Annotated in this window: 11 protein-coding genes; 9 read left to right on the top strand and 2 right to left on the bottom strand. The window is 51.1% G+C overall.

Features of this window, described 5'->3' with window-relative positions; translation table 11 throughout:
• Window positions 1–36: 36 nt before the first annotated feature.
• The 7 genes from BM257_RS06690 to dusB all read left to right on the top strand — a co-directional run bounded on the left by BM257_RS06690 (window position 37) and on the right by dusB (window position 8,266).
• On the top strand, window positions 37–1,812 hold the full coding sequence (locus BM257_RS06690) for an ABC transporter ATP-binding protein (protein ID WP_092070079.1): 1,776 nt from the start codon (window positions 37–39) through the stop codon (window positions 1,810–1,812).
• Window positions 1,772–3,604 (top strand): ABC transporter ATP-binding protein, encoded by a 1,833-nt coding sequence (locus BM257_RS06695; protein WP_218154497.1) that lies wholly within the window; start codon window positions 1,772–1,774, stop codon window positions 3,602–3,604. Before BM257_RS06690 ends, BM257_RS06695 begins: the two co-directional genes overlap by 41 nt.
• Window positions 3,605–3,610: 6 nt before the next feature.
• Window positions 3,611–4,912: a DUF2851 family protein gene (locus BM257_RS06700; RefSeq protein ID WP_092070082.1), complete on the top strand. Its 1,302-nt coding sequence runs from the start codon at window positions 3,611–3,613 to the stop codon at window positions 4,910–4,912.
• A gap of 7 nt (window positions 4,913–4,919) precedes the next feature.
• Window positions 4,920–5,333, top strand: a complete 414-nt coding sequence (locus BM257_RS06705; RefSeq protein WP_092070085.1) for an acyl-CoA thioesterase — start codon at window positions 4,920–4,922, stop codon at window positions 5,331–5,333.
• 79 nt (window positions 5,334–5,412) lie between these two features.
• Window positions 5,413–6,189 (top strand): hypothetical protein, encoded by a 777-nt coding sequence (locus tag BM257_RS06710; protein WP_092070088.1) that lies wholly within the window; start codon window positions 5,413–5,415, stop codon window positions 6,187–6,189.
• Entirely contained in the window at window positions 6,180–7,277 is a 1,098-nt protein-coding gene (dprA, locus tag BM257_RS06715) for a DNA-processing protein DprA (RefSeq protein ID WP_092070091.1), read from the top strand. The genes BM257_RS06710 and dprA overlap by 10 nt, the downstream gene beginning before the upstream one ends.
• A gap of 38 nt (window positions 7,278–7,315) precedes the next feature.
• Window positions 7,316–8,266: a tRNA dihydrouridine synthase DusB gene (dusB, locus tag BM257_RS06720; RefSeq protein ID WP_092070093.1), complete on the top strand. Its 951-nt coding sequence runs from the start codon at window positions 7,316–7,318 to the stop codon at window positions 8,264–8,266.
• A 320-nt stretch (window positions 8,267–8,586) separates the two neighbouring features.
• On the opposite strand, the gene BM257_RS06725 is transcribed toward dusB, so the two are convergent.
• A complete protein-coding gene (locus BM257_RS06725; protein WP_255405606.1) occupies window positions 8,587–9,063 on the bottom strand; it encodes a C-GCAxxG-C-C family protein in 477 nt (158 codons plus the stop codon).
• Window positions 9,064–9,242: 179 nt separating this feature from the next.
• Between BM257_RS06725 and BM257_RS06730 the strand changes: the two genes are divergently transcribed.
• Both BM257_RS06730 and BM257_RS06735 read left to right on the top strand, forming a co-directional pair.
• The gene (locus tag BM257_RS06730) at window positions 9,243–9,944 is read left to right on the top strand and encodes an iron-sulfur cluster assembly scaffold protein (protein WP_092070100.1); all 702 of its coding nucleotides are present in this window, start codon (window positions 9,243–9,245) and stop codon (window positions 9,942–9,944) included.
• A gap of 14 nt (window positions 9,945–9,958) precedes the next feature.
• Window positions 9,959–10,975 carry a GGGtGRT protein gene (locus tag BM257_RS06735; protein ID WP_092070103.1) on the top strand — a complete coding sequence of 339 codons (1,017 nt, stop codon included), beginning with the start codon at window positions 9,959–9,961 and terminating at the stop codon, window positions 10,973–10,975.
• An 87-nt stretch (window positions 10,976–11,062) separates the two neighbouring features.
• Here the strand turns inward: BM257_RS06735 and BM257_RS06740 are convergent, their stop codons facing one another.
• On the bottom strand, window positions 11,063–12,430 hold the full coding sequence (locus BM257_RS06740; protein WP_092070106.1) for an RluA family pseudouridine synthase: 1,368 nt from the start codon (window positions 12,428–12,430) through the stop codon (window positions 11,063–11,065).
• Window positions 12,431–12,467: the final 37 nt, after the last annotated feature.

The raw sequence follows: 12,467 nt of genomic DNA on the forward strand, positions 1-12,467 counted from the left end.
TTTTTCGTAACTTTGCCATCCATAACCTAAAAGGAAGTGATTAAGACTCTCTATCAACAAATTCGGCAATACCGTACAGCATCACTACTCACCCCCGCCTTCACGGCTTTGGAGGTATTGATGGACGTGCTGATACCTTATGTCACTGCCTCGCTCATCGACAAGGGTATCAATGCCGGGGATATGGAGAGTGTCTATTTCTATGGTGCTGTCATGATGGGTATGGCACTGCTGAGCCTTGTCTTCGGTATCCTCGGGGGGCGTTGTTCTGCCTACGCCGCCACAGGCTTTGCCGCTAACCTGCGATCTGCGATGTATCGGAATATCCAGCGGATGGCGTTCTCGGATATCGACAAATACGCCACCTCAGGTCTCGTCACCCGTATGACGACGGATGTGAACGCCTTGCAGAGTGCCTTCCAACAGATCATGGGTATCAGTGTGCGCGCTCCCTTTAAGCTGTTGTTGTCTATCCTGATGTGTCTTGTCATCGACGCCCGTCTGTCGCTCATCTTCCTGATAGCATTGGTGATCCTGAGCTTCTCCTTATACCATATCATATCACGCGTGGCAAGACTATTCCAACAGGTGTTCGTGAAATACGACGACCTGAACCAGAGCGTACAGGAGAATATCACGGGCATCCGACTGGTGAAGGCTTTTGTCCGCGAAGACTATGAGAATGCGAAATTTGCCAAGGCTGCCGAGAATCTCTATAAGCTCTATGTGAAGGCAGAGAGTCTGATGGCATGGAACCACCCCATCATGAACATGGTGGTATATGGTTGTATCATTGCCCTCTCATGGTTGGGAGCGCATTATATCGTAGAGGGAACGCTGACGACGGGAGAGCTGACATCCCTGTTCACCTATGTCATGTCTATCCTGATGTCGCTGATGATGCTCTCCATGGTCTTTGTGATGCTCACCCAGAGTGCCGCCTCTGCCAAGCGGGTAGCGGAGATCATCGAGGAAGAGCCTGACATCGTCAACCCCGCCAACGGTATCACGACGGTACCAGACGGCAGCATCGAGTTCCGTGGGGTGAGGTTCGATTATCAGTCAAAGGACGAAGGCCAAAGGTCAAAGGTCTCTCCCTTACTCCCACACAAGCGCAGCGCCCTCTATAACATCACCTTCAGCATCAAGAGCGGCGAGACCATCGGTGTGATTGGTGGAACAGGTTCCGGTAAGTCAACCCTCGTCAACCTCATCAGCCGCCTCTACGACCCCAGGGAGGGAGAGGTCTGCGTGGGAGGACATAACGTGAAAGACTACGACCTCACAGCCTTGCGTCATGCCGTGTCGGTGGTGCTACAACAAAATATCCTGTTCAGCGGTACCGTCCTTGACAACCTGCGTTGGGGTAACCCTGATGCCACCTTGGAGGAGTGTTGCTATGCTTGTCAGATGGCACAGGCTGACGAGTTTGTCAGTCAGATGCCTGAAGGTTATGATACCCGGATAGAACAAGGCGGCACGAATGTCAGTGGCGGACAGAAGCAACGTCTCTGCATTGCCCGTGCCCTGTTGAAACACCCGAAGATACTGGTACTCGACGACTCCACCTCTGCCTGCGACACGGCGACGGACGCGAAGATACGGGAGGCGATCCACCACCAACTGCCTGAGATGACGAAGATCATCATCGCCCAGCGCATCCTCAGCGTGAGAGACTGTGACCGCATCCTTGTCCTGGACAATGGTGTCGTGACGGGCTTCGATACCCATGACAACCTGTTAAAGACGAATACGTTATATCAAGAAATCAATGCAATTCAGACAGAGAACATCGGCGATTTCGATGCCTAAGGGAGAGGTGAAGCGTGACGTGCTGTTGCGTATGTTCTCCTTCGTCTTCAGACACTATAAATGGTCTGTAGTCCTGGTCCTGGCGTGTGTGTTCGTCTCCTCCCTGACATCCCTCGTCTCCTCCCTGTTTACCAAGACACTCATCGACGACTATATCGTACCGTTGACACAGGTGGCTAACCCCGAATATGCCTCGCTGGCACAGACCCTGTTTATGTTAGGACTCATCCTTTTCTTCGGTACCGTCTGTTCCTATGCCTATAACCGTCTGATGATTCATGTGAGCCAGGGCACGATGCTCCGCCTCCGTAAGATCATCTTCGAGAAGATGCAGCGACTGCCCGTCAGCTATTTCGACCAGCGTTCCCATGGAGACATCATGTCCGTCTATACCAATGATGTCGACTCCCTGCGACAGATGATATCCACGGCGATGGCACAGGTCCTCTCTTCCCTCATCACCATCGTCGCCACCTTCACCTCCATGGTCGTCATGAGCATCCCCCTGACACTGGTGAGCATCCTGATGGCGGTAGTGATGATGGTCGCCACCTCCCAGCTTGGCAAGCGCTCCCGTACGTTCTTCCGCACCCAGCAGCAACGCCTCGCCCATGTTAACGGCTTCATCGAGGAGATGATGACAGGACAGAAAGTCGTGAAGATCTTCTGTCATGAGGAGCAAGCCATCCGTGACTTCGAAGTCATCAACGAACAGCTACGCACCTCCGCCTGCCACGCCAACCGCATCGCGAATATCGTCATGCCCGTCAATGGCGGCATCAGCAACTTCGGCTTCGTCCTCCTCGCCGTCGTCGGAGCCCTCCTCGCCCTCCACACCCCTCACATCTCACATCATACATCATACATCTCACATCTCACATCATACATCTCCCTCGGCACGGTCGTCGCTTTCCTCCAACTCAACAAGAACTTCACCCGTCCCATCTCACAAGTCAGCCAGCAGATCAACAGCGTACTCAACGCCTCCGTAGGAGCAGAGCGCGTCTTTGCCTTAGGCGATGCCGAACCCGAGATAGATAACGGTACCGTTGACCTGACAGCCCCCCAGGGCGATGTAGACTTCAAAGACGTGGACTTCAGTTATATCCCCGGGAAACAAGTACTCTTCGATATCGACATCAACACCAACCCCGGGCAGAAGATCGCCTTCGTGGGAGGCACAGGAGCCGGTAAGACCACCATCATCAACCTCATCAACCGTTTCTACGAGATACAAGGCGGTCATATCCTCTATGACGGCATCCCCATCACCGATATCCGTAAAGAGTCACTGCGCAAGGGCATGAGCATCGTCCTCCAGGAGACCCACCTCTTCACAGGCACCGTCCTCGACAATATCCGTTACGGCAAGCTCGACGCCACCGATGAGGAATGCGTCAAGGCAGCCCAGATGGTCGGTGCCGACGACTTCATCCGCCGACTCCCCAACGGCTATCACACACCCCTCAGCGGCGACGGAGGCAACCTCAGCCAAGGAGAGCGCCAGCTCCTTGCCATCACCCGTGCTGCCGTAGCCAATCCCCCCGTCCTCATTCTCGACGAGGCAACCTCCAGTATCGACACCCGTACCGAGCAGGTGGTACAACGAGGCATGGACACCATCATGCAGGGGCGCACCACCTTTGTCATCGCCCACCGCCTCTCCACCGTCCGTAATGCCGACCAGATCATCGTCCTCGACCACGGGCGCATCATCGAGCAGGGCACCCATGAGCAACTCCTACAACAAAAAGGGAAATATTATCAACTCTATACAGGAAATGAAATATAAATAGGTATGGAACAACTATTACATTACGTATGGAAACATAAATTGTTTCCATTAGTCGAACTTAAAACAACGGACGGCAAGCCCGTCGAAGTAATTGACCCAGGACTACACAACCACAACAGTGGTCCTGACTTCTTCAATGCTAAAGTGAAAATTAACCATACTCTCTGGGTAGGTAATGTGGAGATTCACGACAAATCAAGCGACTGGTTTTTGCATGGTCATGACAAGGATCAAGCATACGACAATGTTGTGCTGCATGTAACTGGAAAACCTGATGTAGAAGTGACGAACACCGCAGGGCAATATATCCCACAGATGGTATTAGAAGTGCCTTCTACTATCAGGGAGAATTACGAAGAACTGCTACGTACTGACCAATATCCACCTTGTTACCAGATTATCCCTGACTTGACAACATTAAACATCCACGCATGGATGGCGGCACTGCAAACAGAACGGTTGGAACAGAAAACAGAAGCAATCATACGACGTGTCAAACGGATGAATGGCTCGTGGGAAAATGCCTATTTCTTAACTCTTGCCCGTAATTATGGTTTTGGCATTAACGGTGACACTTTTGAGGAATGGGCAACTCACATCCCCTTCTCCGCTATTGCACACCATCGGGATAAACTGTTCCAAATAGAAGCTGTCTTCATGGGTCAGGCTGGGTTGTTGGATATCAATGCGATTCCCGAGCGTTATCAGCAAGAAGCTTTGAACGAAGGATATTATGCAAAACTGCGCAATGAATATCTTTATCTTGCCCACAAATTCTCATTGTGTCCTATGGATTATAAACGATGGAAATTTCTACGACTACGTCCCCAAAATTTCCCACATATCCGATTGTCACAACTCGCCAACCTTTATTATGAGCGTAAAACGGGGCTGTCGCAACTCGTAGAATGCAAGGATTTATTTTCTTTGCAAAGCCTATTGAGTACAAAAGTGACACCATATTGGGAGACCCACTATACATTTGGGTCAATCAGTGACCTCAACGAAAAGAATTTGTCACCATTCTCTATGAATTTGTTGATGATCAACACCTGTATCCCTATGCTCTTTGCATATGGACGACATTCTGCCAAAGAAGCCCTATGCAACCGTGCTTTTGATTTTCTAGAACAACTTAAGGCTGAAAACAATTACATTATCCGACTTTGGAAAGAATGTGGGCTAACTGTAAAGAATGCTGGTGATTCACAGGCTCTTATACAACTAAAAAAAGAATACTGCGACAAAAAGGAGTGCCTGCGTTGTCGCATCGGATATGAATATCTCAAAAAAACAAAGAAATAAATACATTATGAGCAAATACATTTTTGAAGCGAGGATGGAGGTGCGCGACTATGAGTGCGACATCGAGGGGATAGTGAATAACGCGAATTACCTGCATTATACGGAACATACCAGACACTTGTTCCTCAAACATTGCGGACTGAGCTTCGCTGAGATGCATGAGAAAGGGGTGGATGCCGTCGTGGCTCGCATGGAATTGCAATATAAGGCTCCGCTTCGCTGTGACGATGAGTTTATCTCTCGTCTGTGGCTGGAGAAGGATGGGTTTAAGTATATCTTCCACCAGGATATCTACCGTGCCTCGGATGAGGCGATATGCTTCAAAGGGAAAATCATGCTGGTCTGTCTGATCAACGGACGACTGGGGGAGAGCGAGGACTATAACAGGGCGTTTGAACCATACATAAAGGTTAAAGGTTAGAGGTTAGAGGTTAGAGATGAAGGGTTAAGGGTTAGAGGTTAGAGTAATCTATAATAACATAACAATTTTAATAACTATCATGATGAAGAAAATCTTAATGATGATTCTCATGGCGGGAATTGCCATGCAAACGAACGCACAGTGGACGAACTGGAACACGACTCAAGCCGTTAGCGGCGGTATTGGTATCTTGGGCTCTATTATCGCCTCGTCGGAGCGTAAGAAGGCTATGGAGATCTTTGAACGGGAGAAGGCTCAGTATCAGCCTACTTTCGCAAGTGCTTATGATGACGCCAAGAAACTGGAGGCGGAAGAGAAATGGGCGGACGCTCTCGACAAGTTCGAGGAGGCTGCCAAACTGAACTGTGACTACGGCTATACGGACCAGAAGAGCCTCACGCTGAAAATCAACAGTCTCTATGAGAAGGCTGGACGTACGGAGGAGGGTCCCAGCGTGCTCAACAACAAGTCGACGATTCTTCCTGACTACTCTCGCTATCGCTTCTCCTTGCAGAACCCTATCAGCAAGGGTAAGAAGGATAATACTCAAACGAGGATCGTACGCGTGAGCTGCTCGGACACGGAGACGCGTATTGAATTGGAATGTGAGGCGGATATGCCTAACGACCAGCTCTATATCAAGTCGGACACTTACATCAGAAGCAAGGGCGGCGACAAACTGCGCCTGCGCGGGGTGGAGAATGTATCGGTGGCTCCGGTGGTGACGGAGATACCATGGCCGTACCAGAAACTGCGCTTCGCCTTGATTTTCCCAGCTCTGCCCGTCACTGCTGAGGAGTTTGAACTCGTGGAACCTTCAAGTAGCTGGAAATTCAGGAATATCAGATGCAGATAACTGACAACGAGGAGATTCTCTACTCGATGGCGCTGTCACGGCTGGCGGGGGTGAGCCTGCCAGCGGCGGTGCAGATGTACCGGGAAATGGGGGGCGGTAAGGCTGTCTATGAACAGACGAGGCAGCGGTCCCCCTGGGACGAGGCGCTGCAAAGGGCGGAGGCGGAGCGGACTTTCGTCGAGAGGAACGGCATACGGGTGCTGACGATGAATGACAGGGACTACCCTGCCCGGCTGAGGGAGTGTCCTGACGCACCTATTATATTATATTATAAGGGAACGGCGGATCTGAACCGGCAACGGGTCATCAATATCGTGGGGACGCGACAGTGTACGTCGTACGGTCAGGACTTGATACGACGCTTCGTCGGTGACCTGCGACAGCTGTGTCCTGACGTGCTGATTGTCAGTGGTCTTGCCTATGGTGTGGATATCCATGCGCACCGGCAGGCACTGGAGAACGGCTATGAGACGGTAGGGGTGCTTGCCCACGGACTGGACCAGATCTATCCGCATCACCATAGGGACACGGCGGCGGAGATGGTACGGCATGGGGGACTGCTGACGGAGTATATGAGCGGGACACAGGCACTGCCTAACAATTTCCGACAACGGAACCGTATCGTGGCAGGGATGTCGGATGCCACCATCCTCATAGAGAGTGCTTATAAGGGGGGTGGGCTGATCACCTGTCGTATCGCCCAGGAGTACGGGCGTGACGTGTTTGCCTTCCCCGGGGCGGTGGGGATGCCGTTCTCGGAGGGGTGTAACCGTATGATCCGGAATAACACGGCGGCTCTCATCACGTCGGCAAAGGACTTCGTGGAGGCGATGGGATGGAATGTGAGATGTGAGATGGATGATGTAAGAGGTAAGATGTCGGAGGGGGAACTGTTCCCGGAACTCACGGAGGAGGAGAAACGGGTGGTGGCTGTGCTGCGGAAGACGAATGACTTGCAAATGAACTTCATCAGTGTGCAGACGAATATCGCTGTGGGTACCTTGACGGCTGTCCTCTTCCAGTTGGAGATGAAGGGAATCGTGAGGGCTATGGCGGGAGGAACGTATCATTTGATGTATGATGTATGATGTGTGATGTATGATGTAAGATGTAAGATGTAAGAAGTATGAAAATAGGAAATATAGAATTGGGGGAGCGTCCGGTGTTCCTGGCACCGATGGAGGACGTGACGGATATCGGGTTCCGCATGTTATGCAAGCGGTTCGGGGCTGCCATGGTCTATACGGAGTTCGTATCGGCGGAGGCACTGGTGCGGGATGTGAAGTCGACCATCCAGAAACTGACGATCGCCGACGAGGAGCGTCCTGTGGGTATACAGATCTACGGCAGGGACGTGGAGGCGATGGTGGAGGCTGCGAAGATCGTGGAACAGGCGGGTCCTGATGTCATCGACCTGAATTTCGGATGCCCGGTGAAGAAGGTGGCTGGCAAGGGCGCCGGTGCCGGTATGCTGCAGAATATCCCGAAGATGCTGGAGATCACACGCAAGGTGGTGGATGCCGTGAAACTGCCTGTGACGGCGAAGACGCGCCTGGGTTGGAACGCGGAGCAGTTGGTCATCACCGACCTGGCGGAGCAGTTGCAGGACTGTGGCATCCAGGCGCTGACGATCCATGGCAGGACCCGTGCCCAGATGTACACGGGGAATGCGGACTGGACGCTGATCGGGGAGGTGAAACGCAACCCTCGCATCCATATCCCTATCATCGGCAATGGGGATATCAAGTCGCTGGAGGATGCTGACCGTGCCTTCGACACGTATGGGGTGGATGCGGTGATGATCGGACGTGCGACATTCGGCTGTCCGTGGATATTCAGTCGGAAGGAGCTGACACTGGATGAGAAGATTGACGTGTTGGAGGAACAGCTGCGTATCAACGTGGAGCGGATAGATGAGTATCGGGGTATCTTACATACGCGCCGCCATCTGGCTGCCTCACCTGTCTTTAAGGGTATTCCCGACTTCCGACAGACGCGTATCGCCATGCTCCGTGCCGAGAAGGTCGAGGAGCTCCTCCGCATTCTGGAGGAATGCAGGGAGAGGTTGAAAAATTAGTAATTAAAAAAGCCCTGCGGGTCATCCGACTCACAGGGATTTTGTCTATTCTCTCAATTTTCCTAATTGTCTAAATCAAAGCTCGCAGCTTATTTCTTGATCATTGAAATAGTTTTCTTTGCGAGCGAAAGTACTACATAATTCAAAATAATCATAATCCTAACCTTTTTAAATTAATACCTGAAACAATCTCTCTTTTTGTGTTCCTGAAAAACAACCTTTTGTCTTTTGACAGTGCAAAGGTAGTGATTGTGTGCGAACACAGCAAACGTTTTATGCATTTTTTCCCACTATCTGCCATCTTCTTGACAAACATCAAGTCAGGGGAGGTATTTCTGCCTCAGATAGTCGGCAAAAATACGTGCCGCACTCTCCACCTTGGCGGCACAGGGACGTGTCTTGTAGTATTCAGCGGTACGGGGAGAAGCCACATAACTCGACACCGCCTTCTCCACCCCTTTCAGCCCCAGGATCTCCGCACAGATCAGACTGCCGTTCGCCTCCTTGGACTTAGCGAGTAATTCCTGGACGACCTTATAACATGCCGACTTGCCCTCCCGGTCACTGCCCTCCGTCTGTCCACAATCCAGTCCGACGAGGATCACGATGCCCGACACGGCACCACACATCATCCGCATCCTACCGACACCACCGCCGAAGCCTGCCGCAATCCGTTTTGCCATCTCCTCATCCAACCCGTACAGGTCGGCAAAGGCAGCCACCACACTCTGACAACACCCGTACCCTGCCATAAAATTCTCTACGGCACGAGCTACCCGGTGCTCTAAATCATTCATATCTACTTTTGACATTTTCACATGACAAAGTTACGAAGATTCTAGTAACATCACAAATAATAGGTATTTTTCTCTGTTAATTGTTCTTAAATAGGTGGTTTTCGGTTTGGATAGTTGAAATTATCAACGTAATTTTGCAAAATATAGATACATTTATTTAATTCTAATTAGAAATAACAATGATTTATTCAACGGAAGTGAAAAACATGTGTAGTGTCTGCAAAGGCGCTTACCATGGACCTGCTCCTATCCCCGAGGAGGGCAAATGGATTCAGGCAAAGGAGATCAAAGACATCTCAGGTTACACACATGGTATCGGCTGGTGTGCACCTCAGCAGGGTGCTTGTAAGCTGAGCCTCAACGTGAAGGACGGTATCATCCAGGAGGCACTGGTGGAGACCATCGGTTGCACCGGTATGACCCACTCTGCCGCTATGGCAAGTGAGATTCTGCCCGGCAAGACCTTGTTGGAGGCGCTGAACACCGACCTGGTATGTGACGCTATCAACACCGCTATGCGTGAGCTGTTCCTGCAGATCGTCTATGGACGTACACAGAGTGCCTTCTCTGAGGGCGGTCTGGCTATCGGTGCTGGTCTGGAGGATCTCGGTAAGGGACTCCGCTCACAGACTGGTACGCTCTATGGCACGATGGCTAAGGGTACCCGTTATCTGGAACTCACTGAGGGTTACATCACCAAGCAGTTCCTCGATGCCAACAATGAGGTATGCGGTTACGAGTATGTACACCTCGGCAAGATGATGGAAGCTATCAAGAACGGCATGGATGCCAACGAGGCAGTGAAGAAGTTCACCGGCTCTTACGGTCGTACGACAGAGGAGCAGGGTGCAGTAAAGGCTATTGATCCACGTAAAGAATAAAGGAGGATACGACGATGATTAGAAAAGTACAGTTTGAGAGTCAAGAGCGCCGTATCAATCAGGTTCTTGCTGCTCTGAAAGAGAATGGTATTAATAGTATTGAGGAGGCTAACGAGATCTGCGACAAGGCAGGTGTTGACCCCTATCTGATGTGTGAGGAGACTCAGCGTATCTGTTTCGAGAACGCTAAGTGGGCATACGTTTGTGGTGCCGCTATCGCTATCAAGAAGGGTGTGAAGAATGCCGCTGACGCTGCCGAGGCTATCGGTATCGGTCTGCAAAGTTTCTGTATCCCCGGAAGTGTTGCTGACGATCGTAAGGTAGGTATCGGACACGGTAACCTCGCTGCCCGTCTGCTCCGTGAGGAGACAGAGTGCTTCGCCTTCCTGGCAGGTCACGAGTCTTTCGCTGCTGCTGAGGGTGCTATCAAGATTGCCGAGATGGCTAACAAGGTCCGCCAGAAGCCTCTCCGCGTCATCCTGAACGGTCTTGGAAAGGATGCTGCCCAGATCATCAGCCGTATCAATGGTTTCACATACGTACAGACTCAGTTCGACTACTTCACCTCTGAGCTGAAGGTTGTCAAGGAGGTTCCTTATGGCAACAACCCCAGCCGTCTGAAGGTAAAGTGCTATGGTGCTGACGATGTCCGTGAAGGTGTTGCCATCCTGTGGAAAGAGAACGTAGACGTATCCATCACGGGTAACTCTACTAACCCCACCCGTTTCCAGCACCCCGTTGCAGGTACCTATAAGAAGGAGCGCACCCTCGCTGGCAAGCCTTACTTCTCAGTAGCCTCCGGTGGTGGTACGGGTCGTACCCTGCACCCAGATAACATGGCTGCAGGTCCTGCCTCTTATGGTATGACTGACACGATGGGTCGTATGCACTCTGACGCTCAGTTCGCAGGTTCTTCTTCTGTTCCTGCTCACGTAGAGATGATGGGCTTCCTCGGTATCGGTAACAACCCGATGGTAGGTGCTACCGTTGCTATCGCCGTAGCTATCGACCTCGCATTGAATAAGAAATAACGAGATCCCTCCAACCTCCCCTGTTGAGGGGAGGCTATGATAAGACAAAAGCCTCACCTTTTTGGTGGGGCTTTTTCTGTGTCCTAATTATAAGAAGGGAGCGGGCGATATCAGATGCATGTCCTCACCAGTGACAGGATGACGGAACCATATCTGTTCGGCATGCAGATACAGACGATCGGCTTTCGTGCCGTAGAGCTCGTCACCCTTGATGGGGCTGCCAAGTCCTTCAGGATGAGCGCAATGGATGCGCAACTGATGGGTACGTCCTGTCTGAGGATAGAGGGCAATTATATCAGGACTGATAAATTCGTAATCGGTCACTGCCCGCTTACCGTGTTCCAAGTCGACGACTTGGCGCGGACGATTCATCGGGTCAGGACGGAGCGGCAACGAGATAGTTCCTCTTTTCCATTTCTTCATTTCCTCATTTTCATTTCTCATTTCTAATTTCTCATTGCTCATTTGCTCAAGCTTCGCCACATATCTCTTCCGCACCTGATGTTTGATGAACTGCTCCTGTAGGGAGCGATAGACCTCCAACGACTTCGCCACGATAAGCAGCCCTGACGTCCACATATCCAACCGATGGGCGATGTATGAATCCGGATAACGCTGTCGCATGATGGTCTCCACGCTATACTCCTCTACCCTTCCTGGTATACTCAGCATCCCTGAGGGTTTGTCTACCACCAAGAGGGCATCGTCCTCATAGATTGTCTTGACTTCTAAATGTGGAAAGCCCAGCGTCTCTGGGTTCACATCAACATCAAGTCCTTGTAACATCCACGTGAGGATGGGCTTGCATTTCCCTCGACAGGCAGGATAGTAGTTCAGATGCTGCCGCAACTCCTCTTTGGTAGACTGTCCCCACCAGAACTCTGCCATACAGACGGGTCTCAGGTGTTGCTGATAGGCATACTGCAAAAGTTTGGGGGCACAACAGTCTCCTGTGCCACCTGGAGGCAGTGGGAATTTTTTCCGTAATTTGGGACGGTCGTAATAGTCTTGCCAGATATCCACCAAATCTTTCGTCTCTCCTCGTGCATTCAGCAGCTGATATTGATGGAACAGCCACAACTGTAAGTCTTGGGACATCTGTTTTGATGTTTGATGTTTGATGGCTGATGTTTGAGATATCTCGCGTTCCTTCGTTTTGAAATAACCGTCAGGCTGCTGGGCATCATAGACAGGAGGCACGAAATAGTCCCAGTCGTTACGTCCTGCCAGCAATCCGCTATAGGCGGCAAGGAAGGAGACCCCCTCTGACGTATCCACTACCAATACCCCGAACATCTTTCCTTTATCCGCATCTTCCTTAATCTCCGCATGACTGGCGATATACGCCTGCACCTCTTTCGCTGCCAACTGGCACAACGGATGTGGCTCATAGCAGAAAGGATAAGTAAACCGTTCCGGTTTCTGAATGTCAGTATGTAAGGGGTGTAACTTCATTGTTGTGCAAAAATACAAAAAACTATAAACTTTAAAC

It is taken from the genome of Prevotella sp. tf2-5 (genome assembly GCF_900115435.1).
GTDB lineage: Bacteria > Bacteroidota > Bacteroidia > Bacteroidales > Bacteroidaceae > Prevotella.

Bases quoted from the DNA above. Each gene is read 5' to 3' on its own strand.
- BM257_RS06730 (WP_092070100.1), top strand. From the start codon at position 9,243: ATGATTTATTCAACGGAAGTGAAAAACATGTGTAGTGTCTGCAAAGGC.
- BM257_RS06725 (WP_255405606.1), bottom strand. From the start codon at position 9,063: ATGAATGATTTAGAGCACCGGGTAGCTCGTGCCGTAGAGAATTTTATG.
- BM257_RS06705 (WP_092070085.1), top strand. From the start codon at position 4,920: ATGAGCAAATACATTTTTGAAGCGAGGATGGAGGTGCGCGACTATGAG.
- BM257_RS06695 (WP_218154497.1), top strand. From the start codon at position 1,772: ATGCAATTCAGACAGAGAACATCGGCGATTTCGATGCCTAAGGGAGAG.
- BM257_RS06740 (WP_092070106.1), bottom strand. From the start codon at position 12,430: ATGAAGTTACACCCCTTACATACTGACATTCAGAAACCGGAACGGTTT.
- dusB (WP_092070093.1), top strand. From the start codon at position 7,316: ATGAAAATAGGAAATATAGAATTGGGGGAGCGTCCGGTGTTCCTGGCA.
- BM257_RS06710 (WP_092070088.1), top strand. From the start codon at position 5,413: ATGATGAAGAAAATCTTAATGATGATTCTCATGGCGGGAATTGCCATG.
- BM257_RS06735 (WP_092070103.1), top strand. From the start codon at position 9,959: ATGATTAGAAAAGTACAGTTTGAGAGTCAAGAGCGCCGTATCAATCAG.
- BM257_RS06700 (WP_092070082.1), top strand. From the start codon at position 3,611: ATGGAACAACTATTACATTACGTATGGAAACATAAATTGTTTCCATTA.
- dprA (WP_092070091.1), top strand. From the start codon at position 6,180: ATGCAGATAACTGACAACGAGGAGATTCTCTACTCGATGGCGCTGTCA.